The following is a 25306-nucleotide window of genomic DNA, read 5'->3' as shown; positions in this document are numbered from 1 at the left end:
AGCTGATTCATTTTCAAACACTTATTAAATAAATATATAATATTATAAAAAAATGTAATATAATATTATGATTTAAAAACGAGCTTGGGGCTAAATTAAAGACTGCTTTTTGATAAAAACTGTTGTTAGTAAATATTTATATATTTTTATTATATATATGTATTACTTTGATTTTCCGATCATGTTCAGTTTATTTTTTACTTGATCCACAATTTTAGATTGAGATTCTATTTCAGATACTGTTTTCTTTTGGTCTTGTCCATTAGTAATTATATTGGCTTCAGCCTTTCTAATCTTTTCTTTAGCGTCTTCGATATCTTTATTATAGGATATGTTATCCTTCTTTAACTTATCCAAATTCTTTTCAAACTGCTTCAATTTGTCTTGTTCATCTTCGAGTTCGTTTCGCACTTGCTCTCTTTGAACTTCATACCCAAATTCTGTTATAAACCTTTGTGCTTCCGCAAATTCCTTAGGGTGGTCCTTGGATCCTAAAAATCCTGATTTAATATCAAAAAATACTATAATGGATTGATCCTCTATTACAGCATATAAATCCATAGGTAATTCCCCAAAAATAGATTTAATCTTAGCACCCTCAATAAAAACTTCTTTTGCCTTCTTGTTTTTATTCAATTTACCATAATCATCCGTATATTTTTTCCAAATTTTATTTATTAATTTATCATCTGCATTCGGTATACTTACAGAAATACCATTTTGAATTCCTAAGCTCATTTGTCTATTTACTTCCTGAGATTGAGAAGTTAACAAATTAATACTGGAATTAAATAAAACGAAAGCTAATAAAAAAATTTTCATATACAGCGGATTGTTGATGTAATTAAATAAAAAATCAATTCACCCTTTGAACAATTAAATCGTCGAAATAGTTCCATACCACAATCTATGAAATTTTCTGTTCAGTCGAAAAAGCATATTCAATTAACTTATTGGACTTATATTAGCGTCTGAATAAGTAAGATATGAATGATCTATTACAACTCACAAAAATTAATAAAGAATACTCATCTGTAAAAGCAGTGGATAATGTTAGCTTTTCAGTTGCGGGTGGATCAATATTTGGTTTATTAGGTCCAAATGGTGCTGGAAAAACTTCGCTCATCAGAATTATTACAGGCATCACCCATGCAGACTCAGGGCAAGTATTATTAAATGGCTTAGATACTTCTGTAATAAAAAATCCTTCGATTGGATATATGCCTGAAGAACGTGGTCTATATAAAAAAATGAAAGTAGGTGAACAACTGGTTTATTTATGCAGACTCAAAGGATTTTCAAAAATAGATGCTGAGGCTGCTGTCGTTTATTGGATGAGAAAATTTGAAATTGAATCCTGGTGGAACAAAAAAATAGAAGAACTATCCAAGGGTATGTCTCAAAAAATTCAATTCATCGCTACGGTTGTACATAAACCTTCATTAATTATTCTTGATGAACCTTTTTCCGGATTAGATCCCATTAATTCAAACTTAATAAAAGATGAAATCATTAGACTTAAAAATGAAGGATCCAGCATATTATTTTCTACTCACCGAATGGAACAAGTTGAAGAAATGTGTGAAGAAATCGTGTTAATGAATAAAGGAAAAGTGGTATTAAATGGCCACGTTAACGATATCCGGAATCGATTTAAAGAGAATATTTATGAAATTATGACTTATGAAGAAATTCCAGAATCAATTTATACATCACTGAAATTAAATAATCATAAAGCCAGATCTATAATAATTCAATTAGAAGAAAATCAAAAATTGAATGATATTTTAAAATACCTAATAGATCAAAATATACAAATCAAGTCACTACGGGAATTACTTCCCACTTTCAACGATATCTTTATTCGTACAGTAAATGAAGTGAATTATGAATAAAATTAATCTTATTATTAACCGAGAATATTTGACTAGAGTTAAAAATAAAAAATTTATTTTAACAACGCTACTAACTCCTCTTGGTTTTTTATTGTTCTTTGTAGTAGTTGGTGTAATTTTTAGTTACGAAAGTAAAAAAAATTACCGTGTTGTGGTATCAGATCAAAGTACGGTTGAATTAACACTTCCTACAAATACTAAACGATTTGAGTTTAGTACTTCCAATGAACCTCTTGATTCATTAAAAGCAAAATTTCAAAGAAACGAATTGGATGCCATACTTGTATTGCCCAGATTCGCAGGTGCTGACGTTAAAAACTATACTGCATATTACTATTCAGATAAACCTTTAGATATTGAGATGGAATCTCGCCTAAATAAATATCTTGCGACAGGCATGAGAAATCATAAAATTAAAATTCTTAATTTAAATAATTCTGAACTTGACAAATTAGAAACGGAGATTACCATAGATCCTGAACCTATATCACCTGATGTCAGTGATAAATCATCATATACAAGTAAAATTGCAACTGTAATTGGCGGTGCAATGGGTTATATCATTTTTTTTATTATCTTTTTATATGGTGCAATGGTAATGCGCTCAGTTACTGAAGAAAAAATAAACCGTATCGTTGAAGTCATTATTTCATCTGTTAAACCTACAGAATTAATGCTTGGAAAAATCATTGGTGTAGGACTAGTTGGTCTTACTCAATTGGCGATATGGACGATTATGATACCCATCATATTTATTGTCGGTATTCATATAGCAGGATTTAATCCTGAGGAAATCAAGGCTGCTGCAGATACCTTACCAAACAACAATCTAAATCAGGCTGAAGAAATGTCAATGATAATACATGAAATTGGTAACCTAAATTGGTTAAAAATAATTTTCATTTTTGTTCTCTATTTCTTAGGTGGCTATTTTGTTTATGCAGCATTATTTGCAGCAATTGGTGCGGCTGTTGGGGATGATATAAATGATTCTCAGTCCTTAACCATACTCATAACCATTCCAATCATTCTTGCTATTTACATTATGTTTCAAGCCATTAGAGAACCAGATAGTGCATTGGCTTTATTCGCAAGTATTTTTCCATTGTTTTCACCCATTGTTATGCCAGCATTAATTCCTTTTGATCCACCTTTATGGCAAATTGGATTATCACTTTTAACACTGATTTTATTTGCCTATTTTGTTGTATTTATAGCAGGTAGAATATTCAGAACCGGAATTCTTATGTACGGTAAAAAAGCAACTATAAAAGAAATTATGAAGTGGATGTTCGCGAAACAATAACAGCAAAGCATCTCATAAAATGAAACTCAGTGGATTCACGTTCATGAAAAATACGGATAAATTATATTATCCGGTTAAAGAATCAATTCTATCGGTATTAGAAATTGTAGATGAATTTGTTATAGCCTTAGGGGATTGTGATCCGGATGATCAGACCTTAAATTTAATTCAATCTATAGAAAGTCCTAAAATCAAGGTTATTCATACGATTTGGAATCCCATTATGTATCCCAGTGGCAGTGAATATGCGCACCAAACTGATTTGGCTAAATCGCAGTGTTCAGGTGATTGGCTGCTCTATCTACAATCGGATGAAGTGATCCATGAAAAATATTTGGAAATCATAATTAAATATTGCAAATTCTATTTATTAGATCTACGAATCGATGGATTTTTGTTTAGATATAAACACTTTTTTGGAGATTATAATCATTACTTAAATAATAAAGGTTGGTATGACAAAGAAATCAGAATCGTGCGAAATCATTCTGATATTCATTCATGGGGTGATGCCCAGTCTTTTAAACGAATCACACCATTCATTGGTAATAATTATTTAATTAAAGATAACACTAAAAAATTAAATGTCATTGAAATTCCAGCAGATATCTATCATTATGGTTGGGTAAGACCTCCGAAACATATGCAAATCAAATCTAAGGTAATGGACAAAATGTATCATGATCCATTATCTATTGATAAAATATATGAACAAAAGTCAGCGCACTTTAATTATGGAGATTTATCAAAACTAGATATTTTTCAAGAAACACACCCTAAAGTAATGTTTTCGTTTATTGGAAAAATGAACTGGAATTCAGAATTACACTACAATAATAAATTCAAACTTAACCGCGAATTAATGAAACATGAAAAATGGAAATATAAATTGATTGCAAAAATAGAAAAATTACTGTTAAAAAATAAAAGACTTTTTGCTTACAAAAATTGGAATATAGTGAATTCCAATTCTATACCTTTTCCAAAAGACTAGCGCTTACATTTTTTTTAAAATTGGTATACAATGACTTATGAAGAATTCAAACTCTTTGCAACTGGAATAACAACTGAACCTGGTGTTTATAGATTTCTGGATTCTAAAGGTGTGATATTATACGTTGGAAAAGCAAAGAATTTAAAAAACAGGTTAAACTCTTATTTTGGAGATAAAAAATACATAACCGGCAAAACAAAAGCCTTAACAAAATCAGCACATAAAATTGAATTTACAATAGTCGAAACAGAACATGATGCACTACTTCTCGAGGCCACATTAATAAAAAAGAACCAACCTCGATACAATGTTATGTTGAAGGATGGTAAGACATACAGTTACATTTGTATAAAAAATGAACCATTTCCTAGAGTCCTATTCACAAGAAAAATAATTAAAGATGGTAGTGTCTATTTTGGGCCTTACACATCTAAATTTAGAACTGAAGTTATTTTGGAATTGATTAAAGGTTTATTTCCATTAAGATCATGCGCATTAAATTTAAATCCCAATCTAATTGCAAAAAATAAATATAAAGTATGTTTAGAATATCATATTAAAAACTGCATGGGACCATGTGAACATTTCGAATCTGAAATTCAATATAATGAGCGCATTTTTCAAATAAAAAATATTTTAAAAGGGCATTTTAAACCCGTAAAGGAATTCATCAAATTTCAGATGAATAAATATGCTGAGACTCTTGATTTTGAAAAGGCTCAATTATGGAAATTAAAATTATCAGCTTTTGAAGATTATCAGAGTAAATCTACAGTAGTAAGTCATACCATACAGGACGTAGATGTCTTTTCGGTTGCAAGTGATGATGAAACCGTTTATATAAACTTTATGAAAGTTATTCAAGGCGCCATTAATCAAACCATTACCATTGAAGCAACAAAAAATCTTGATGATGATCTTGCCAAAATTTTAACTCTAGCCATTCAAAAAATACGGGAACAATTCAATAGTATAGCTCCCGAAATTATTGTTCCAATGCAAGTTGAAACCATAGAAAATCAGGTAAGCATTACAGTACCATTACGTGGAGACAAGAAAAAACTATTAGATCTTTCACAAAAAAATGCACAGTATTTTTTAATGCAGAAAAAACGTGAGGCAATGAATAAAACTGCAAAACAATCTCCTGCAGAACGAATTCTTACAACACTTAAAACAGAATTAAGTATGACTAGCATTCCATTGCATATTGAGTGTTTTGATAATTCTAATATACAAGGTACAAATCCAGTTTCTGCTTGTGTAGTATTCAAAAATGCCAAACCATCCAAGAAGGATTATCGGCATTATAATATTAAAACGGTTGTTGGACCAAACGACTTTGCGTCTATGGAAGAAGTTATTTACAGAAGATATAAAAGATTAAAAGATGAAGGACAAACCTTTCCACAGTTAATCATTATCGATGGCGGCAAAGGTCAATTATCTTCAGCCATGAAAGCCATAGATGAACTCCAATTAAGAAATCAATTTACAGTTATAGGAATAGCAAAAAAACTTGAAGAAATTTATTTTCCTGATGATCCAGTTCCCTTACATATAAATAAAAAATCCGAATCTCTAAAACTTATTCAACAACTTAGAAATGAAGCCCATAGATTTGGAATTACATTTCATCGCTTAAAAAGATCGAAATCAATGATTACTTCTGAACTTGATCAAATAAAGGGAATTGGTACTAAATCAACTAAAAAATTACTAAGCCATTTTGGTAGCGTATCAAATATCAAAACAAGTACAATGGAAGATATAACTGCGATTGTTGGTGCAAGTATGGCACAAAAATTAATTGAATTTTTCAATCACAAATCAGATTAATAAGTATTCAATTATTCTGTTTTTCCAATCGACTCAAACTTTTTTTGGCTTCAGTATAATTTTGATCTAATTCAATAGCTTTCCTATAGTCCACTAAAGCTTCAGTTTTTTTCAATAATTTTTCATAACACCTACCCCTATGATAATAGGAACTGGCTTCTTGATCATTTAATTTAATCGCATCGGTAAAGTATGTAATTGCGAGGTCATTAGAATCAGATTTTGAATATAATAATGCCAAATTATAATAGCTTAATTCATAATTCGGAAAATGGCTAATATTTGATTTATATTCAAATATCGCTTCGTTTAATTTTCCAAATTTCTGCAACGCATATGCCCGGTTATGCAAGGTTTCAATATCCGAAGTATCCAATCGAATTGCATTTTCATAATATCTTAAGGCAAGTGGATTATTTAAAGAAGTCATAACATCTCCCAATTGAATCCATGCTTCTCTTAAATCCGGATTCAAATCTACCGCTTTTTGGTAACTATTTATAGCACGACCAGTATCTCCCATTTCAGATAATATATGACCTGCTAAGTAGTACCCGTCAGCATTCTGTGGATCTAAAATAAAAACTCTGTCCAAAGTTGCAATAGCATTCATATGCGATTTCAAAATAAGCTGAAGTTTGGCTTTCTTTAAAAAAACTGGAATATATTCTGGAAATTCAACGATGGCTGTATCTAAAATAGCCAATGCTTTTTTAGAATCATATGCCATCAAATAGGCATCTGATAAATAGAAGTAATAATTCGCTTGTTTTGGGTTTAAATATATTGCCTGTTTAATATCGACAATGGCAGAATCAAATTTTTCGTTTTCAAAATAAAATTTTGCTCTATCTATATAAAGTGAATCCGAATTTGAATGCTCAAAAATACGATGATTCAAAACTTCCAGCGTGTCATAATCATTGGAAAAATGAGTACTCAGAATTTTTTGTTGATCAGATTTGCATGCTATTAAACAAAAGTAAAAAAAAAGAAGTACTCCAAGTCGAATCTGCATAAGAATCATGAGATTAAGTTAAGTTGCTGACTTGTCCATTGAGTTATTTTAGCCAATCCACTAATAACGTTGGCATGGTCCCGAATGCAATTGTCAAAACTGATAAGATTACAAACAAAAATTGATACATCCATCCTATATTCCAATTAATAGCATTGATTTTGTTGGTAAACATCATATTGATCAATCTAAAATAATAATACATGGATACCACCGCTAAAACTAATGCTATTACCACTAACGTAATGGAATTGTTATATGCTGCGTTGTTCAATATAAAAAATTTCGCCATAAAACCTGCTGTTAATGGAATACCCCCAAGGGAAATTAAAGCTATACTAAAAACAATGGCCAAAAAAGGATTTTCCGAATATAAATTCTCTGCAGCACTTATTTGATCAGTTCCTTTTTGCTCTTCAATAAAATGAATTGAAAAGAAACAGACCAAGGATGCTAAAGTATAAGCCACTAAATAATAAATTACTTGCCATGCATTTTGAGGCGTAATATTAATAAATCCAATAACAATAAATCCGGCTTGAACAATACTGGAATATGCGAGTAGTCGTTTCATGCTTGTTTGACCAAGGGCCATAATATTTCCTAATAACATCGAAGCCAAGGCAATTAAGCTAATTAACCAAAACATCCATGATGGTATAAATCCACTTCCCAAAGTTATAAATTGATACAAAGCTCCAAAGGCGCCAATTTTAACAATAGTAGCCATAATTCCTGTGTAGATGGTTGGGGTACCTTCATAAACATCTGGAGCCCAAAAATGAAACGGAACTAAAGCAACTTTAAATGCCAATCCACAAAAAATAATGAGAACACTCAATTGGGATAAAGATGAAAAGTTAATATTGGTGAGTTTATCTAAATTCATCGTTCCTGTCGATACATAAAACAAAGCAATACCAAACAATAAAATAGCACTACCAAAAGCTCCCATTATAAAATATTTAAGAGAAGCTTCATTTGAACTCAATTTTCGTCTATCTGCACCTGCCAATATATACATTGCAATTGATACTATTTCCACACCCAGGAACAGTATAATCATATCTCTATAGGATACCATCATGATGATTCCCACCAATGAAAAAAGAAACAATCCCGTAACATCTCCAACTTCTTCATTTCCTCTTTTATTAAATAAATTAAAAAAGGGCAAAATAAAAATCGCTGCAACTAAAATAATAATTGATAGGGTCTTTGAAATGGAATCCACACTCATCAACCCTTGCATCCATTCATTCCATAATTGTACATTATTAACTAAACAAAATACAGAGAATATTAAACCTAATAAACCAAATGGAATGATCAGCCCACGCTGCTTTTGAAATCCAAGATATAACGTAATGGTTGCGACTATGGTTAAAATGACGATCGATAGCATGAATTATTGATTACTTTTTACGTTAATAAATTGGCTTACTGCAAACTTTGATAGATCAATCCAGGTTTTAGGAAAAACACCCAATGAAATAACAAGTATTACAACTATAATAAAAACATATTCTTCATTCAATCTCAATGGTAAACTAATCTTATTATTTCCAATAGCTTCACCAAACATTGATTTTTGATAAAACCTCAGCATGTATATAGCACTTAATATTATGGTCAATCCACCAAGTACGCCATACCAAATATTAACTTTTGTCATCCCCCACAACATATAAAATTCACCTACAAACCCACTCGTCATAGGAAGTCCTATTGATGCTAAAACAATAATGAAAAAATAAACTGCAATTCTTGGGTTATCTTTAGCTAATCCTGAACTTGCCATTATTGATTGTTCGTCTGTTCTTTGTATTAAAACATCGGCAACAAAAAATAATGCTGCAGCAACCAATCCATGAGAAAACATTTGGAATAAACTTCCTTGTTGAGCTGTAATATCATTACTTAATATAGCTGCTGTAATTAGACCAAGATGCGATAATGATGAGTATGCTAGCAATTTGGTTATATCTGTTTGTCTCCATGCAATCAATGCCCCATAAATTACTCCAAAAATACATAACGGGATTAGATATGGACTTAATTGTTGAAGCGCATCAGGAAAAACAAAATTAAATCTCAATAAACCATATACACCCATTTTTGACAAAATACCTGCAATAACCATCATTGTTTGGCGATCTGCTTGTGAATAGAGTTTTACTTGCCAACTATGAAACGGAAAAAGTGGTGATTTAATGGCAAATGCAATAAACAGCGCGGCAAAAATCCAATATTGAGTGTTTAAATCAAATGTGAAATAATATAAATTAGACCAATCCAAAATCTGATTTGCTCCTAATTTATAATGCATAAAAATTAGACCTCCTAACATGATCAAACTACCAAAAACGGTATAAATAAAAAACTCAAATACCGCCTTCTTTCTTTCTACACCTCCATACATTAAAACAATGAAATAAATAGGAATCAAGGTAATTTCAAAAAACAAATAAAACGTCAATGGATTCTGCGCACTAAAAAAGCCTAAAAGCGCTGACAATGTCAATAACATCAATCCATAATAGGATGATTTTTTTTCCTCCTTCTTTGTAAATGTTGCAATTAAACTTAGTGGTATTACCAATAAAGTTAATAAACTCATTATAATGCTTGATGCATCCATTCCCACATGGAAAGTAATACTTGTTCCCGGTATCCATTTAAAGCTATCATTATTAGTCATCTCGTGCATAGCATTGAAACCACTAATAAGAATCAAAAAATAAAATAGACTGATTAAACTTGCACCAACTGCAATAATCCCAGCCCATTTTTTACTTGAAACAAATGCTAGAATTGAACTGATCAGAGGAATTAAAATTAGAATTAATACGGAATACATAGTTCAATAATTTATTTCAAAAAAAGAAGAAAAAATGCGATCAATCCAATAATCATACTTATTATATACCAACTGATATTACCGGATTGAAACGACTTTAAACCTACACTACCTTGATTGAGAATGAAACCTGGTGAATACACAACCCTTCGTACAAACTTGAACTCAAATACATCTTTAAACCAAGTACCGATAAATTTCAATGGTCGTACAATAATGAAATCATAAATTTCATCTAAATAATATTTCTTACTCAAAAACAAACCTATACTATTAGGAATTTTATTAAAAGTCTGTTCTGTAGCATTCCCGTATCGTTTATAAGTAATCCATGAAATTATTGCTAACACTAATATTGTTGTTGCCCAAAGACTATATTCAAAAAAATGTGAAATTTCATGCTTAGGTTCTTTGATTACGGTCGATAAATATGAACCTATGAAATGTGTTTGATGCATAATTTCTGGCATACCGAAAAAGCCCCCTATTATAGAAAATAATGCCAATACAAAAAGCGGAACTAACATAATTGCAGGTGATTCATGCACCTTTTCCCATTTTTGCTCACTTCCTCTGAATGACCCAAAAAAGGTTGCAAAATAAATTCTAAACATATACCACGCTGTACATACTGATGCGCAGGCTAAACCAAAAAATAACCAAAAATTAGAACTATAAGCTTTCGCCAATATTTCATCTTTTGAAAAGAATCCAGCTAATGGTGGACATCCTACAATAGCCAAAGTTCCAATTAAAAAAACAAGGTGCGTCCATTTCATTTTAGACCGTAGCCCCCCCATATTTTGAATATCTTGTTCACCATGTAATCCATGAATTACACTTCCTGCACTTAAGAACAGCAATGCTTTGAAAAATGCATGTGTCATTACATGAAAGATGGCTGTAATATATGCACCACATCCTAATGCAACAACCATATAACCCAATTGACTTACTGTAGAATAAGCCAATACTTTCTTGATATCATTCTGTTTTAACGCTATAGTTGCTGCAACTAAAGCTGTAGCTAATCCAATGCTTGAAATGATTGTATTAGTTAAAGGAACCAACTCAAATAAACCATGCATTCTACTGATTAAATAAATTCCGGCAGTAACCATAGTTGCGGCATGAATTAATGCCGACACAGGTGTTGGACCCGCCATGGCATCGGGCAACCACGTAAATAAAGGAATCTGAGCTGATTTTCCTACTGCACCAATGAACAAACAAATAGTAATCAAAATAATGTTTGGGTCATTAATTTTAGTCTCTGCTAATTTAAAAAGTATAGATTGTATATCTAAAGTATCAAAAGTAAATGCAATTAAAAATACCCCAATTAAAAATCCTAAATCACCAATCCTATTCATAACAAAAGCTTTTCGAGCAGCTTTGTTATAATCCACATTTTTAAACCAAAAACCTATCAATAAAAAGGAACATAAACCAACACCTTCCCAACCCACAAATAATATCATGATATTAGATGCAGTAACTAATAAAATCATTGCAAATAAAAATAAATTCATATAAGACATGAACCTTGCAAAACCTTTATCATCATGCATATATCCTCCAGAATAAACATGGATTAAAGTTCCAACACCTGTTATTATAAATAACATGATAATGGTCAAATGATCTATATAAAACCCAAAATTGACATAGAGTTCTTTTTCTATATCAAACCACTGATACAATTTATAATTATATGGATTATCAAAATAAGTGTAAGCTAAAAAAGTTCCAACTAAACTCAATAATGGCATTACTATAGCAATAAACGTTACTATGCGCTTATTGATTAGCGTACCGAATATACCATTTATTAAAAATCCAATAAGTGGTGGCCATATAATCAGCGGTATGATAAAATTTGGATCCATTTCTATTTTATTCTAATTGTATAATATTGTTTATTTAACCTTTTAAACGGTTAAACATGTCAATATTAGTTGTTTTTAAATTTTTATATACCATTACAATTATAGCTAATCCAACAGATACTTCAGCTGCTGCAACTGCCATAGTAAAAAATACCATAATTTGACCTGCTGTATTACTATAATATATCGATGCAGCTACAAACATTAAGTTGACTGCATTTAGCATAATCTCAATACACATAAATACAATAATTATATTTTTACGGACCATCACACCAACCAGACCAACTACAAATAACATGGTACTTAAAATAATATAATGTGTTAATGGTATTGTTTGTATAATTGAAGGTATATGATTCATTATTTTATTTTTTTGAATACTTATTCTTGAATTTCCTTTCTATTTAATAATACTACACCAACCATTGCTATAAAAAATAATACAGCACTTAATTCCATTGGCAATAAATAATCGCGATACAATACTTCACCTAAATTTTCAACCAATCCCAAATTAAAATTCCCATTGAGATCAACTTCTTTCAGTTGTGTTTTTTCAAGTGCTGAAATGACCACTAAAAATAAACATCCACCAGATATTAGTGCAGCAAACCAAGGAACATAGTTCTTATAAATTTCAATCTCTTTATTCAAATTAAGAAACATGATCACAAATAAAAACAACACCATAATTGCTCCGGCATAAACAACAATATTGACCAATGCTAAAAATTGGGCATTCAATAAAATGTAATGCGCTGAAATTAAAAAAAATGTAGCTACTAAAAAAAGTACACTTTTTATTGGATGCCTTGATACCACAACCAAGGTTGCACAGATTATAGTCAAAGCTGATAAAATATAAAAAATCTTGTCTATCATGATTTAGATTGAAGAAATGGTTCAACTAATCGATCTTTACCAAAAATAAAATCGCTTCTTTCATAACTCGCCTGAGCCATTTTGTCGTTTTGTAAAAAAATTGCAGCCTTTGGACATGCTTCTTCACATAATCCACAAAATATACACCTCAACATATTTATCTCATATACTGCAGCATATTTCTCTTCTCTATACAAGTGTAATTCACTAGAAGTACGTTCTGCGGCAGTCATGGTTATTGCTTCAGCAGGACATGCAAGTGCACACAATCCACAAGCTGTACACCGTTCCTTACCTTCATCGTCGCGTTTCAAGATGTGTAATCCTCTAAATACATCACTCATTGGACGTTTTTGTTCAGGATATTGGTAGGTCACTTTTCTTTTAAAAAGATGACTTATTGTAATTGTCATACCTTTTATAATAGCAGGCAAATAGATCCGTTCCCAAAAATTCATTGGAATACGTTGCATTACCTTTCGTCTATTTGTCAATTGATATACTCCCATAATTACATACTTTTAAATAATATTACACCTCCCGTAAGTAATATATTAATTACGGCTAAAGGGATTAATACTTTCCAACCCAAATTCATTAATTGATCATATCTAAATCTTGGTAATGTCCACCTTACCCACATAAAGAAAAAGATAAAGAAAAAGATTTTACCAAAAAGGACAATTACACTTAAAATAACCTTTAGCATTCCGGGTTCCATTTGACTTACAAATGGAAAATGATACCCGCCAAAATACAAAGTAGCTAAAATAGCACTACTAATAAACATATTAATGTATTCGGCGAACAAGAAAAAGCCTAACTTCATTGAAGAATATTCAGTATGATATCCACCTACTAATTCTGTCTCACATTCAGGTAAATCAAAAGGCGCTCGGTTCGTTTCAGCAAATGCACATATGAGGAAAATTAAAAAACCAAGCGGTTGATACAATACATTCCAATTTCCTCCTTGTTGTTGATTAACAATTTCTCTTAATGACAAGGAAGAAGTCATCATTACCAAAGCTATAATGGAAAGGCCCATTGCCAATTCATAACTTATATTTTGTGATGCCGCTCTAATTGCGCCCAACAAAGAGAATTTATTATTTGATGCCCAACCTCCAACCAACACACCGTATACGCCTAACGAAACGACACCAAAAATATATAATAGACCTACATTCAAATCTGTAGCTTGTAATGATACCATTTCATTATTGTACATAAAATCAGGACCAAATGGTATCACAGCACTAGTCATTAAAGCCGTTACCATAAAAAATCCAGGACCCATTAAAAATAACCATCGGTCTGATTTTAGAGGAATAAATTCTTCTTTAAAAAATAATTTACCTCCATCAGCTAATGGTTGCAGAAGACCAAATGGACCTGCGCGATTGGGACCAATTCGATCTTGTAAAAAAGCAGCAACTTTACGTTCCATATAGGTCGCATACATTGCAATAAAAAGTGAAACACCGAATATCACTAAAATAAAAATTAATTTAAACAAGATGATACTACTCATTCTGAAACAAATTTTGCGTCCACTAAAACAGCGGGCGAAACCACTGGTAATTCATACTTATTTGCTGAGATTACAGAATCATCCCCCATATTACGAGGTCCTTCAATAACCCAATCTTTCACTGATTTATGTTCGAATCGACAACTATTACAAATAAATTCTTCTACTTCTCCAAATTTATTTTTTCTCGCAGTAACCCTAATGACATCTTCTCCCTTCTTCCATACAACTGTCTTTCCACTACATGTAGGACATTCCCTGTGGGCATCATAAGGTTTAGAAAACCAAACTCTTTGTTTAAAACGATAAGACTTATCTGTCAAAGCTCCAACAGGACAAACATCTATAATATTTCCAGAAAAATCATTTTCTATAGATTGTTGTATATAGGTACTTATTTCTGAGACATCGCCTCTATTAATTACACCATGTACTCTTTGATTAGTTAGTTGCTCAGCTGCATAAACACAACGATAGCACAATATGCATCGGGTCATATGCAATTGGACATTGGGTCCAATGTCTATTTTTTCAAATTTCCTTCTCTCTTCTTCATATCTTGTTTCACCTTTCCCATTTTCAAAAGATAAATTCTGAAGATCACATTCTCCGGCCTGATCACAAATAGGACAATCCAAAGGATGATTTATCAATAAAAATTCAACAATACCATTTCTGGCGTCAATGACTTCTTTTGAAGCTTCATTCTCGACAACCATTCCATGCTCTACTTTTGTTAAACATGAGGCAACTAGTTTCGGCATGGGTCGGGGATTGGCTTCTGATCCTTGGGTAACTTTAACCAAACAAACTCGGCACTTTCCTCCAGTGTTTTTTATACTCGAATAATAACACATGGCCGGAGGATATTTATCCCCAATTAATCGGGCTGCTTGAAGAATCGTAGTTCCTTGTGGAACTTCGATACTTTTGCCATCTATGGTTACCTTTAATAAATCACTCATCTTTTATCTATTTGCTTGTTAGCTATTTACTTGCAAAAATTTCACATTTGTCAAATAATATATTTAATTTATTCTGTCATTTTAATGATTTCCAATCATTTCGTAATGTAAATGCATCTTACAACAGGACTCGGGATGTTTAACATGTTCTTCAAATTCTGCTCTAAAATGTCGAATTGCTGAAGCAACTGGCCATGCAGCAGCTTCACCCAATGGGCATATCGTTTTTCCCTCGATCTTACCAGCAATATCAACTAATAAATCCATATCAGTCAATTTACCATGACCATATTCTACTTTGTGAAGTACCTTTTCAAGCCAACCAGTACCTTCTCTACAAGGGCTACATTGACCACAACTTTCATGATGATAAAATCTTGAAAAATTCCAGGTATTCCGTACGATGCATTGATCTTCATCATAAACAATAAACCCTCCTGAGCCAAGCATAGTGCCAGTTATAAATCCACCTTCTGACAACGACTCGTAAGTCATTAATCTAGGTTCCCCTTGAGCCGTTTTTAAAATTAACGCTGCTGGTAATATTGGAACAGAGCTTCCTCCTGCGACAACTGCTTTTAATTTTTTACCATTTGCAATTCCTCCACAATATTGATCACTATAAATAAATTCTTCAACTGGAATGCCCAATTCTAATTCATAGACTCCTGGTTTATTTATATTACCACAAGCAGAAATTAATTTAGTTCCAGTACTTTTTCCAATGCCTATAGCAGCGTAAGCATCTCCGCCATGATTAACGATCCAAGGTATATTTGCAATAGTTTCTACATTGTTAACAACTGTTGGGCATCCATATAATCCCCATACTGCTGGAAAAGGAGGCTTGTTACGCGGATTGCCCCTTTCCCCTTCCAAGGATTCTAATAGTGCAGTCTCTTCACCACAGATATATGCTCCACCTCCCGGGTGCACATATAAATCCAATGAATAGTCCGACCCCAAAATATTTTTACCTAAAAATCCAGCAGAATAAGCTTCTGAAATTGCTTTTTCAAGAATTCTAATGACTTCCATCATTTCTCCGCGTACATATATATAAGAAGTCTTTGCACCTAATGCGTAGGAAGAAGTTATCATTCCTTCAATCAGTGAATGAGGAATGTGCTGCATCAAATACCTGTCTTTAAACGTACCAGGTTCAGATTCGTCAGCATTGCAAACTAAATAGCGAGGTTTATCTGATTTTTTATCTAAAAAAGACCATTTCATACCTGTTGGAAATCCTGCCCCACCACGACCACGTAGCCCTGATTTCTTGACTTCCTCAACAATTGCATCGGGAGTCATTTCCTTCAATGCTTTTCGTACGGATTCATATCCTCCTTTTTGACGATATACCTCCAAGGTATTGATTCCAGGTACATCAATATGTTCAAGTAATATTTTCTTACCCATGTTTATCCTTTTGCTTTTAATTCGGCAATCATTAGATCAATCTTTTCCTTGGTCAAATGTTCCCGATAATGATAATCTGGTCCAATTTGAAGAACCGGCCCTGAACCGCAAGCTGCTAAACATTCCACAGGTTTAATTGTGAATAATCCATCTGCAGTGGTTTCTCCACATGCAACTCCAAGTTTTTCTTCCATATAGTGAATTAATTCTTCAGCACCGACATTACAACATGGACCTGTTCTACATACTTCAAGTACGTATTTGCCCATTTTTTTTAAATGATACATACTATAAAAACTCGCAACTTCATACACTTCTATAGGTAATATCTCCAGTTCAGCCGCTACTTTATCCATAGCAGAAACGGACAACCACCCACCATTTTCTTCTTGTGCTAAATGCAATAATGGTAAAAGTGCTGATTTTTGCCGCCCCTCAGGATATCGCTTTATGATTTCAGCAATATTTGATTTCGCCTTTATAGAAAATTCAAATTCTTCGCTCATTTCTAAATTTCTGCTTTACAATTTATTAATTCTTTCATTTTTTTAGGCATCAAGTTCTCCGGCTATAACATTTAAACTACTCATTACAACAATAGCATCTGACAAATATTGACCTTGAACCATTTCAGGATAGGCCTGATAATAAATAAAACAAGGTCGTCTAAAATGCAATCTGTAAGGGCTTCTACCTCCATCACTGATTAAATAATAACCCAATTCTCCATTTGCGCCTTCTACAGCTTGATACACTTCTCCATCTGGAGCATCAATTTCGCCCATAACTATCTTGAAATGATAGATTAGAGCTTCCATATTTTTATAAACTTCTTGTTTTGGCGGCAAATAATAGTGATCGTTGTCAGCATGATAAACTCCCGGCCCCAATTCTTCAATCTTCTTCATCGCTTGCTCAATGATGCTGAGACTTTGCCATATTTCTTCATTCCTAACTACAAATCGATCATATGTGTCACCTGTAGTACCTACAGGAACATCAAATTTAAAATCTTCATAAGAACAATACGGTTCTGCAGTTCTGATATCATAATCAATTCCAGTTGCCCTTAAATTAGGACCTGTAAAACCATAATTTAATGCTCTATCGACAGAAATCGCACCTGTATTTATGGTTCTATCCATGAATATTCTGTTTCTTGACAATAGAGATTCGAACTCTCTCCAGACTGGTGGAAAATCTATCAATAATTGCTTAGTTAAAGCAAATACTTTAGGGCTAAAATCTCTTTCGAAACCACCAATTCGGCCCATAAAGGTGGTAAGTCTAGCGCCACATATCTCCTCGTATATTTCATATATTTTTTCCCGGTATTGATATACATAGGTAAATCCTGTCAATGCTCCTGTATCAACACCTAAAATACTATTACAAATTATGTGGTCAGCTATTCGGGCTAATTCCATGACCATTACCCTCATATAGTCTACTCTTTTTGGCACTTTGAGGCCAAGCAGTTTTTCTGTTGTAAGATACCAACCTGTATTATTTATAGGTGCGGAACAATAGTTTAGACGATCGGTAAGTGGTGTGATTTGATACAAGGGTCTCCTTTCCGCTATTTTTTCAAAAGCCCTATGTATATATCCTATGGTTTGTTCGCCACTAATGATTTTTTCGCCATCCATTTTAAGCACATTTTGAAAGATGCCATGAGTAGCTGGGTGGGTGGGGCCTAAGTTTAACGTACTATATGGAATGTTAGAAGTCTCAGGATTATGTATGTCTGCTAAAAATTCAAGATTAGTCTTCATCGTTTATATCTATCTTCCAAATTGAAAATCTGCTTTGTCATCTCTTGTAGGATCCTCTAGAGGAAATTCTTTTCTCATTGGAAAATCCACCATTTCGTCCATATTTAAAATACGTTTCAAATTTGGGTGACCAAGAAATCTAATTCCAAAAAAATCAAAGGTCTCTCGCTCCATCCAGTTCGCTGATCCATAAATACCCGTCAAAGTAGGCACTTCAGGTTTTTCAACTGGAACAAACACTTTAAGCTTAAGTCGCTTATTTAGGGTCATACTCTGCAGGTGGTAAACTACCCCAAGCTCTCGATTCGTTGAATCAGGATAATGGACGCCACATAAATCTGTTAAAAATTGAAACTTCATGGTTTCATCTTTATATAAATAGCTAACAACCTTATAGATATGATTGATATGGACTTCTATGGCCAACAGACCAAAAGATTCTTCCATAGATAGGATACTCTCGCCAAAATTTTTTTGCAGGAATTCCTGAATTTCAAGATTCGATATTCCTTCCATCTATTTAATCATATATTGTTCCATCAAATGTTTGTATTCGTCAGAATTGCGCCTACGAACACTCTCTTTACCTATTAAATCTTGAATCCGCATAACCCCATCAATAATTTGTTCAGGTCTTGGTGGACATCCAGGAACATAAACATCTACAGGAATAATCCGGTCAATACCTTGCAAAACACTATAAGTATCAAATATTCCACCACTAGAAGCACACGCACCTACAGCAATAACCCATCTTGGTTCTGCCATTTGTTCATAAACCTGACGTAAAACTGGACCCATTTTTTTTGCAATGGTACCCATAACCATCAATAGATCTGCTTGACGAGGCGTAAAACTCATACGCTCAGAGCCAAATCGAGCTAAATCGTAATGAGACGCCATAGTAGACATAAACTCAATACCACAGCAAGAAGTGGCAAAAGGTAAGGGCCAAATACTGTTCTTTCTTGCCAATCCAACTACATGATCCAAAGATGTAGCAAAAAATCCTGGTCCTTCTTCTCCTGGTGGCGCTTCAGTTATGGTTATTTTAGTACTCATTGATGGAAATTGATGGTTTAAAAAGGTTTATCAGCTACTCTTGAGTTTCTCGTTGTTGCCAATTAAGTACCCCTTTTCTGATTACATAATAAAATCCAGCCATTAAAAAACTTAAAAAAATAATGATCTCAATATACCCAAACATGCCTAATTTCTTAAAATTAACTGCCCATGGATACAAAAAAATAACTTCAACATCAAATAGGACAAATAAGATAGCTGTCATGAAATACTTTACCGAAAAGGGATTTCTTGCATTACCGATGCTATCCAGGCCACATTCAAAAGATGCATCATGCCTTTTTCCACTGGCCTTAGGACCCAATAAATGGGTTCCAACTAATACAAGTACTACAAAACCAAGAGCTACTAGAAACTGTATGATTATAGGCAAATAATCGTAAGGGATTGAACTTGAATTCATTTTTGTGCTTTAAGCAGCGCAAATATAAGGATTGTTCCATAAGATTTGCCCTAGAAAAGAGGCTCTATTTTTGTAAAACTTTGTAAAAACCTTAAATAAGTATATGTACCTCAATAATAGCTTTAAGAGAATTGTTTCAAACACTCTCTAAACTATAGAATTTATATACATTATGATGAAAGAATAAAAGATTTTAATTCTCATTGGCCAAAAAATCAAAAATTACTTCTATCCACAAATGAATTGTTTGGGGCTATTTATTGAATAAACTTTGCAGGGTCGAGTACTTTTTTCCCTTTCCATATTTCAAAATGAAGCTCATGTGAACCATTCGCTACCTGTTTACATTCTCCGAGGTTATTTCCTGATTCTAACCATTCTCCTTGTTTTACTAAAACTTTATCTAAATTGGAATACACTAGATAGTGGTTATCATTTCTGGTTAATACCATATAGCTTCCATTTGGAAGTTGACGAATTTGAATGACTTCGGCGGGTTGGACTACAGAAACAAATGAATTTTGGGATTGAATATCAATACCGTTATTTTGAATCAAAATACCCTTATTTATTTTATCCTTTTGGGTACCAAAGCGGGAAGTAATAACACCATTTTTTAATGGAAATCTCCATTTTTGATCACCAATTGGATGGTTAACATAAGATGGCGTTTTAGTAGAAAGGTCAATAGCATTCGAGACGGCTATATCCAATTGTGCCTTTTCTTTTTTATAAACGTTTAGCTCTGTTATCCATTGAGCTTGTTTTTTTTGAATTTCTAAGACCAGCATTTTCTGATGTTCTAGATCTTCATCTAGTTTTGTAAATTCTTTGGTCTGATTTTCTATAAGTAATTTGTGCTCATTAATTTTAGAAGCATACTCATTTTGTTTTTCAATCAATGCCTTTTGGGATTGGTATAAGACTTCATATTGAAGTTTTTTTTGTCGTTCCAATTGATTAATCCAAATCCATTTAAGATTACTAGGATCCAAATTACCCGTTGAAAATAAATCTATTTGAGAAGGATTACTTAACTTAAATTTCCATTTATCTCTTAGCGTTTTAAAATAAGCTTCTTTATAGGATTTAAGTTGATTAATTTGCAAAGCATTTGAATTTTGAAGGTTCAATAAATTCTTTGTATAATTAGCCAACTCTGTACTCATTTCCTTAACCAATTCATTCCTATTTTGAATTTGTGTTTGTATGAGCTGTGCGGTTTTAATGAATTCCTTTTTTTCTTGGTTTGATTGTTCTAATATAGATTCAACTTGTTGAATTTGTTTTTTTAATACTTCAATACGTTCATTTTTTTGAATAGGTACTATGAGTCCGGTTAAACCAATAAACAAAAATAAAAAGCCACAGCTTTTTAACAGCATTGGTAAATAAAAACAGATTCTATTCATATACAACTTCGCTATAATGACTTGGAATTTCAAATTTTAGCTTTTCAATTGGCTTCAATGATAATTCTTTCCATTGAATGTCAATTTTAATATCTCCGGATTTTGGATCGGTCACATCAAATGAAAGATGACTTGGAATATTTTTTTGTTCTAACAACAATGTTTGGATAATACTTATATTGACTTTTCTATCTTCAAGAATCATTTTCGTTTTTCTAGGTATATACGTTTTACGCTCCAATTCATTATTAATACTAAATAATTCAGAAGTTCCATGTAATAAGTATTCATTAGGATTCACCACTAAATTATAATGTAAATAATCTGATAAATAAATTCCACTAATTAAAAGATCTTGTATAAAATAATAATCCACCGGTAAATGATACTTATCTAACCATGTCTGAAGGGCTTGGCAACTCCAGGTTTGATTAAATCTATCAATCCATGTGACACTGTCTTTTTTTAACAAAATTCTCGCTATTTCAAAACCCAATTTCCTTACACCAATTACTATGCCCCGATCACTTTGACATTGAAGGGTAAGTTGAACTTCCTGATGATTTTCTGCATCTGAATAATTGAGTCTTCCCTTAGCTGTAAAGTCATTAAAAATTTGATTCTTTTGAATAATAGAAATCATTGAATCCAATGTTAACATAGGGATATGTTCCTTGGTCACCAAACTTTTTTGTCTATGACACCCAAAAAGTAATAAGAGAGAACAAAATCCAAAAACGGTATAAAAGTTAAAACTCCCTATCATCCTTCCAATTTTTGAATCAACTTTTTGTAATAATCTTTTTGTTCACTTAATGATTCAGCTTCCTGCAAATATTTTAAGGCTTGATCTTTTTGATTTAAGTTCAAATCAATTTGTGCGGCTAATTCTAATATTTCTGGGATATGTGCTAAAGTATTCCCTAAAGATAGTAATATGTTATCTTTAGCCATCAAATAGTCCTTCATATTATAATTAATCTGAGCTAACTTATAATGTTTAATGTATTCAGGCATTTGCTTGGTCTCAAAGGCTTTTTGTAAAATTTCTTTGGATACCAATTCTTTATTCGTTTTGGAAGAAGTGCAGTATTCAATGATACTTAAATCGTTAGGAATGATCTCCATGGCTTGAGTCCATTTTAGGTTACTGTTTTTTAAATCTCCAAGAGCTTCATAAATTTGAGCTTGTAGTATTATTGCCGCTCTCCTCATATTGGTATTGTTTTTATTCATTACCAATACTTGATTTACATTGGATATTGCATCATCGTATTGTTGTAGATGTAGATTAGATGTGGCTAATGCATAATATGGATAACTTTGGTTTGGAAATTGATCTAATGCTAGATTAGCATATTTGAATAAAGATATCCATTGATTGTTGTGGGTTAGGCAAAAAAGCAAATTATCCCAAACGCCAAATGGAACATTTCCTATTTCAACAGCTGTTTTATAATTTGATATAGCCTCCGAAATTTGATTTCCATGAAAGCAAACATCTGCAGCTAAGGTCCAACTTTTAACTTCATGTGGGTAGGCTAAAATTAAATTCTGGGAGATTGATTTCAAAGAATTGAACAGATTAGCATTTTTTGAAATGGCTAGTTCATTTAGGAAAGGTATAATCTTTTTAATTTTTTGATCAATTCCGATATTTGGATTGGCAACTAATCCATCTAATGATGATAAATCCATTTGAGAAGGCTCATCTTCATGATTCACATTAAAATAAGGACTATAAGGGTTTATTTTTTTTAATTTTTGTTCAACCGCTTTTATTTCGTCTACACTTTTTTCTTCTTTATAAAATTCAAGTAAGGTTATATATAATTCTTCATGGGTTGGGTAATCTTTTATCGAGGCTTCTAAAACTTCAATAGCCTTTTTATTCTTTTTCTTCAGTCTAAATAATTCTGCTTTTTTTAAAGCTATTGATGGCAATATCCCAAACTTGGATTGTGCCAATTCCATTATACGTAAAGCTTGATCTATATTATCAGCCTTTAAAAAATTCAGTGATGCATTTTCATAGAAAGCGTAATTATTTGATTCAAGATCAATTAATTGTTCATAGGCACTGGCCACTTGATCATATCTACCCAATTTTTCCAATAAATTGACTTGATAAATCCTAAACCATTTATTGGAACCATCGGCCCTGATGCATTCGTTAATTGCAAAAAGTGCATCTTCATGTCTTCCTTTGAATTGGTATAACCTTGATAAATAATAATTAGAAATTGCTTTAACTTCTGGTTCAAATTTTAATTTTTCTAATATGGCAATAGCTTTTTCAGGATTTCCAATTTTTTCTTCTTTCAATGCATCAATAAGCGAGGATTGAAATTGTAATTCTTTATCCGTTGTCTGTGCTAAAATAATTACCCAAGTGCTTGAAAATAAGCAACATAGTAAAAAAAAAGTAAAACGGTATTTTTGTTTCAATTTTATCAAATTATAAACTTACAATAATAAATCAAAAATGTTACTTGTTCTCAAATATTTGGATTACCATTTAACTTAAGATCTTATATCCAATTTTCTATACATAGGAACGCTTAAACCTTGAATTCATTTTATTCCACCTCAGTAACTTTTAACATGTTCGTTCTGAGCTTCTTATCAATTGGCATACTACCGGTATTAACGACCAGATCTCCAGGAAAAAGTTTTCCATAGAATTTAAGTATTTGAACCAAATCTTCTACTGTTTCATCCGTAGAGCTCATTTTATCATAAAAATAACAATGAACACCCCATACTAAATTTAATGTTCCAAGCATATGAGCTGCGCTTGAAAACATGTATATTGGACAATTAGGTCTATAAGATGAAGTTTTAAATGCTGTATAACCGGATATGGTTAGTCCAATGATCGCTTTTGCACCAATATCCTCAGCAGTTTTGGCGGCATTAAAACAAACTACATCATTGATAAAGGTTGATGATTTATCTGAGGAATTAGGCCTCCTGGTTTGGAAACTATAGTGATCTTCAGCTTCGGCTATGATCTTGTTCATAGCTTTCACTACGATTACAGGATGTTTTCCAACCGAAGTTTCAGCACTGAGCATTACTGCATCAGTCCCGTCTAATACCGCATTAGCCACATCCGTTACTTCTGCTCTGGTCGGACTGGGATTGTTAATCATACTGTCCATTAACTGGGTAGCCACAATGACAGGTCTAGCTCTTTGGATGCATTTATTTATGATCATTTTCTGGATCGTAGGCAATTTTTCAATAGGCATTTCAACTCCTAAGTCCCCTCTGGCAACCATAATGGCATTACTAACCTTAATAATTTTGTCAATATTTTTAATGGCCTCAGGTTTTTCAATCTTTGCTATAACTTTAGCATAATGGCCTGCTTTTTCAATCCTACTTTGTAAATCTTCAACATCTTCTGGTTTTCTGACAAAAGATAATGCGATCCAATTCACTGGTTTGGTTAAAATAAAATCTAAGTCCATTAAGTCCTTTTCTGTTAGACAGGGAAGGCTAACTTCAGTGTCGGGTAAATTAACTCCTTTATTTGAAGATAAAATTCCTCCATATAAGCATTTGAGGTGAACGGTATCTGTATTATTGGTATCTACCACCTCAAAGACCAGTTTTCCGTCATCAATCAGGATTTTTTCACCGGGTCTTACATCTCTGGCAAAATAATCATAACTCATATAGATCTGCTCCTTAGTCCCTATACATTTTTCATCTTTAAAGGTTAAAATGTCTCCTGGGGCGACCAAAAGTCCATTATCATGCATTTGACCGATCCTTAATTTAGGCCCTTGAAGGTCAGCCATAATCCCAATATGGACTTCATATTGATTATTTATTTGACATATATGATCTATAATTTTAGCATGATCTTCGTGTGTTCCATGGGAAAAATTAAGCCTAAAGACCGAAACACCCTCCAAAGCAAGGTCTCTTAAAGCCTCAAAACTTGAACAAGAAGGCCCTACAGTAGCCACTATTTTGGTATTTAGATGCATCATAATAAAAAAATTAAAAATATACTTA

The 25306-nt window shown here is 32.4% G+C and carries 24 protein-coding genes; 4 read left to right on the top strand and 20 right to left on the bottom strand.

The features are described 5' to 3' along the window. Positions 1 to 162: 162 nt before the first annotated feature. Positions 163 to 822, bottom strand: coding sequence for a hypothetical protein (locus IPK88_06895; GenBank protein MBK8243133.1), 660 nt, complete (start codon positions 820 to 822; stop codon positions 163 to 165). 164 nt (positions 823 to 986) lie between these two features. Here IPK88_06895 and IPK88_06890 point away from each other — a divergent pair, with 164 nt between their 5' ends. The 4 genes from IPK88_06890 to IPK88_06875 are packed head-to-tail and all read left to right on the top strand — an operon-like array spanning position 987 to position 6034. Then, entirely contained in the window at positions 987 to 1895 is a 909-nt protein-coding gene (locus tag IPK88_06890) for an ATP-binding cassette domain-containing protein (protein ID MBK8243132.1), read from the top strand. Beyond that, the gene (locus IPK88_06885; protein MBK8243131.1) at positions 1888 to 3201 is read left to right on the top strand and encodes an ABC transporter permease; all 1314 of its coding nucleotides are present in this window, start codon (positions 1888 to 1890) and stop codon (positions 3199 to 3201) included. Before IPK88_06890 ends, IPK88_06885 begins: the two co-directional genes overlap by 8 nt. Before the next feature lie 43 nt (positions 3202 to 3244). Continuing rightward, positions 3245 to 4195: a hypothetical protein gene (locus IPK88_06880; protein MBK8243130.1), complete on the top strand. Its 951-nt coding sequence runs from the start codon at positions 3245 to 3247 to the stop codon at positions 4193 to 4195. A 30-nt stretch (positions 4196 to 4225) separates the two neighbouring features. Beyond that, complete coding sequence (locus IPK88_06875) at positions 4226 to 6034, top strand: excinuclease ABC subunit C (GenBank protein MBK8243129.1); 1809 nt, start codon at positions 4226 to 4228, stop codon at positions 6032 to 6034. Positions 6035 to 6041: 7 nt separating this feature from the next. On the opposite strand, the gene IPK88_06870 is transcribed toward IPK88_06875, so the two are convergent. From IPK88_06870 to pyk, 19 genes are all read right to left on the bottom strand, one after another. Continuing rightward, entirely contained in the window at positions 6042 to 7052 is a 1011-nt protein-coding gene (locus tag IPK88_06870) for a tetratricopeptide repeat protein (protein ID MBK8243128.1), read from the bottom strand. A 43-nt stretch (positions 7053 to 7095) separates the two neighbouring features. Further along, positions 7096 to 8457: an NADH-quinone oxidoreductase subunit N gene (locus IPK88_06865; protein ID MBK8243127.1), complete on the bottom strand. Its 1362-nt coding sequence runs from the start codon at positions 8455 to 8457 to the stop codon at positions 7096 to 7098. A 3-nt stretch (positions 8458 to 8460) separates the two neighbouring features. Then, positions 8461 to 9912: an NADH-quinone oxidoreductase subunit M gene (locus IPK88_06860; protein MBK8243126.1), complete on the bottom strand. Its 1452-nt coding sequence runs from the start codon at positions 9910 to 9912 to the stop codon at positions 8461 to 8463. Between the two features lie 11 nt (positions 9913 to 9923). Continuing rightward, the gene (gene nuoL / locus IPK88_06855) at positions 9924 to 11801 is read right to left on the bottom strand and encodes an NADH-quinone oxidoreductase subunit L (GenBank protein MBK8243125.1); all 1878 of its coding nucleotides are present in this window, start codon (positions 11799 to 11801) and stop codon (positions 9924 to 9926) included. Between the two features lie 34 nt (positions 11802 to 11835). Continuing rightward, complete coding sequence (gene nuoK / locus IPK88_06850; protein MBK8243124.1) at positions 11836 to 12165, bottom strand: NADH-quinone oxidoreductase subunit NuoK; 330 nt, start codon at positions 12163 to 12165, stop codon at positions 11836 to 11838. A 20-nt stretch (positions 12166 to 12185) separates the two neighbouring features. Next, entirely contained in the window at positions 12186 to 12686 is a 501-nt protein-coding gene (locus tag IPK88_06845) for an NADH-quinone oxidoreductase subunit J (protein MBK8243123.1), read from the bottom strand. After that, the gene (locus IPK88_06840) at positions 12683 to 13144 is read right to left on the bottom strand and encodes an NADH-quinone oxidoreductase subunit I (protein ID MBK8243122.1); all 462 of its coding nucleotides are present in this window, start codon (positions 13142 to 13144) and stop codon (positions 12683 to 12685) included. Before IPK88_06840 ends, IPK88_06845 begins: the two co-directional genes overlap by 4 nt. Positions 13145 to 13197: 53 nt before the next feature. After that, positions 13198 to 14220, bottom strand: coding sequence for an NADH-quinone oxidoreductase subunit NuoH (nuoH, locus tag IPK88_06835; protein ID MBK8243121.1), 1023 nt, complete (start codon positions 14218 to 14220; stop codon positions 13198 to 13200). Further along, the gene (locus IPK88_06830) at positions 14217 to 15185 is read right to left on the bottom strand and encodes a (2Fe-2S)-binding protein (protein ID MBK8243120.1); all 969 of its coding nucleotides are present in this window, start codon (positions 15183 to 15185) and stop codon (positions 14217 to 14219) included. Before IPK88_06830 ends, nuoH begins: the two co-directional genes overlap by 4 nt. An 81-nt stretch (positions 15186 to 15266) precedes the next feature. Continuing rightward, the gene (gene nuoF, locus IPK88_06825; protein MBK8243119.1) at positions 15267 to 16604 is read right to left on the bottom strand and encodes an NADH-quinone oxidoreductase subunit NuoF; all 1338 of its coding nucleotides are present in this window, start codon (positions 16602 to 16604) and stop codon (positions 15267 to 15269) included. Positions 16605 to 16606: 2 nt separating this feature from the next. Continuing rightward, the gene (locus IPK88_06820; protein ID MBK8243118.1) at positions 16607 to 17110 is read right to left on the bottom strand and encodes an NAD(P)H-dependent oxidoreductase subunit E; all 504 of its coding nucleotides are present in this window, start codon (positions 17108 to 17110) and stop codon (positions 16607 to 16609) included. 42 nt (positions 17111 to 17152) lie between these two features. Beyond that, positions 17153 to 18379, bottom strand: a complete 1227-nt coding sequence (locus IPK88_06815) for an NADH-quinone oxidoreductase subunit D (protein ID MBK8243117.1) — start codon at positions 18377 to 18379, stop codon at positions 17153 to 17155. A 9-nt stretch (positions 18380 to 18388) separates the two neighbouring features. Next, positions 18389 to 18895 (bottom strand): NADH-quinone oxidoreductase subunit C, encoded by a 507-nt coding sequence (locus IPK88_06810; protein ID MBK8243116.1) that lies wholly within the window; start codon positions 18893 to 18895, stop codon positions 18389 to 18391. Next, positions 18896 to 19441 carry an NADH-quinone oxidoreductase subunit B gene (locus tag IPK88_06805; protein MBK8243115.1) on the bottom strand — a complete coding sequence of 182 codons (546 nt, stop codon included), beginning with the start codon at positions 19439 to 19441 and terminating at the stop codon, positions 18896 to 18898. Between the two features lie 34 nt (positions 19442 to 19475). Then, complete coding sequence (locus tag IPK88_06800; protein ID MBK8243114.1) at positions 19476 to 19865, bottom strand: NADH-quinone oxidoreductase subunit A; 390 nt, start codon at positions 19863 to 19865, stop codon at positions 19476 to 19478. A 257-nt stretch (positions 19866 to 20122) separates the two neighbouring features. Then, a complete protein-coding gene (locus tag IPK88_06795; GenBank protein MBK8243113.1) occupies positions 20123 to 21277 on the bottom strand; it encodes a peptidoglycan DD-metalloendopeptidase family protein in 1155 nt (384 codons plus the stop codon). Beyond that, entirely contained in the window at positions 21270 to 22043 is a 774-nt protein-coding gene (locus IPK88_06790; protein ID MBK8243112.1) for a DUF4292 domain-containing protein, read from the bottom strand. Before IPK88_06790 ends, IPK88_06795 begins: the two co-directional genes overlap by 8 nt. Beyond that, complete coding sequence (locus IPK88_06785; protein MBK8243111.1) at positions 22040 to 23725, bottom strand: hypothetical protein; 1686 nt, start codon at positions 23723 to 23725, stop codon at positions 22040 to 22042. Before IPK88_06785 ends, IPK88_06790 begins: the two co-directional genes overlap by 4 nt. Positions 23726 to 23856: 131 nt before the next feature. Then, positions 23857 to 25281 carry a pyruvate kinase gene (gene pyk, locus IPK88_06780; GenBank protein ID MBK8243110.1) on the bottom strand — a complete coding sequence of 475 codons (1425 nt, stop codon included), beginning with the start codon at positions 25279 to 25281 and terminating at the stop codon, positions 23857 to 23859. Positions 25282 to 25306: the final 25 nt, after the last annotated feature.

It is taken from the genome of Candidatus Defluviibacterium haderslevense (assembly GCA_016712225.1).
GTDB lineage: Bacteria > Bacteroidota > Bacteroidia > Chitinophagales > Saprospiraceae > Vicinibacter > Vicinibacter haderslevensis.
The sequence above is the reverse complement of the archived record's forward strand: the minus strand, read 5'-3'. Positions and strand labels throughout refer to the sequence as shown.

Bases quoted from the DNA above. Each gene is read 5' to 3' on its own strand.
- IPK88_06895 (MBK8243133.1), bottom strand. From the start codon at position 822: ATGAAAATTTTTTTATTAGCTTTCGTTTTATTTAATTCCAGTATTAAT.
- IPK88_06890 (MBK8243132.1), top strand. From the start codon at position 987: ATGAATGATCTATTACAACTCACAAAAATTAATAAAGAATACTCATCT.
- IPK88_06885 (MBK8243131.1), top strand. From the start codon at position 1,888: ATGAATAAAATTAATCTTATTATTAACCGAGAATATTTGACTAGAGTT.
- IPK88_06880 (MBK8243130.1), top strand. From the start codon at position 3,245: ATGAAAAATACGGATAAATTATATTATCCGGTTAAAGAATCAATTCTA.
- IPK88_06875 (MBK8243129.1), top strand. From the start codon at position 4,226: ATGACTTATGAAGAATTCAAACTCTTTGCAACTGGAATAACAACTGAA.
- IPK88_06870 (MBK8243128.1), bottom strand. From the start codon at position 7,052: ATGCAGATTCGACTTGGAGTACTTCTTTTTTTTTACTTTTGTTTAATA.
- IPK88_06865 (MBK8243127.1), bottom strand. From the start codon at position 8,457: ATGCTATCGATCGTCATTTTAACCATAGTCGCAACCATTACGTTATAT.
- IPK88_06860 (MBK8243126.1), bottom strand. From the start codon at position 9,912: ATGTATTCCGTATTAATTCTAATTTTAATTCCTCTGATCAGTTCAATT.
- nuoL (MBK8243125.1), bottom strand. From the start codon at position 11,801: ATGGATCCAAATTTTATCATACCGCTGATTATATGGCCACCACTTATT.
- nuoK (MBK8243124.1), bottom strand. From the start codon at position 12,165: ATGAATCATATACCTTCAATTATACAAACAATACCATTAACACATTAT.
- IPK88_06845 (MBK8243123.1), bottom strand. From the start codon at position 12,686: ATGATAGACAAGATTTTTTATATTTTATCAGCTTTGACTATAATCTGT.
- IPK88_06840 (MBK8243122.1), bottom strand. From the start codon at position 13,144: ATGAATTTTTGGGAACGGATCTATTTGCCTGCTATTATAAAAGGTATG.
- nuoH (MBK8243121.1), bottom strand. From the start codon at position 14,220: ATGAGTAGTATCATCTTGTTTAAATTAATTTTTATTTTAGTGATATTC.
- IPK88_06830 (MBK8243120.1), bottom strand. From the start codon at position 15,185: ATGAGTGATTTATTAAAGGTAACCATAGATGGCAAAAGTATCGAAGTT.
- nuoF (MBK8243119.1), bottom strand. From the start codon at position 16,604: ATGGGTAAGAAAATATTACTTGAACATATTGATGTACCTGGAATCAAT.
- IPK88_06820 (MBK8243118.1), bottom strand. From the start codon at position 17,110: ATGAGCGAAGAATTTGAATTTTCTATAAAGGCGAAATCAAATATTGCT.
- IPK88_06815 (MBK8243117.1), bottom strand. From the start codon at position 18,379: ATGAAGACTAATCTTGAATTTTTAGCAGACATACATAATCCTGAGACT.
- IPK88_06810 (MBK8243116.1), bottom strand. From the start codon at position 18,895: ATGGAAGGAATATCGAATCTTGAAATTCAGGAATTCCTGCAAAAAAAT.
- IPK88_06805 (MBK8243115.1), bottom strand. From the start codon at position 19,441: ATGAGTACTAAAATAACCATAACTGAAGCGCCACCAGGAGAAGAAGGA.
- IPK88_06800 (MBK8243114.1), bottom strand. From the start codon at position 19,865: ATGAATTCAAGTTCAATCCCTTACGATTATTTGCCTATAATCATACAG.
- IPK88_06795 (MBK8243113.1), bottom strand. From the start codon at position 21,277: ATGAATAGAATCTGTTTTTATTTACCAATGCTGTTAAAAAGCTGTGGC.
- IPK88_06790 (MBK8243112.1), bottom strand. From the start codon at position 22,043: ATGATAGGGAGTTTTAACTTTTATACCGTTTTTGGATTTTGTTCTCTC.
- pyk (MBK8243110.1), bottom strand. From the start codon at position 25,281: ATGATGCATCTAAATACCAAAATAGTGGCTACTGTAGGGCCTTCTTGT.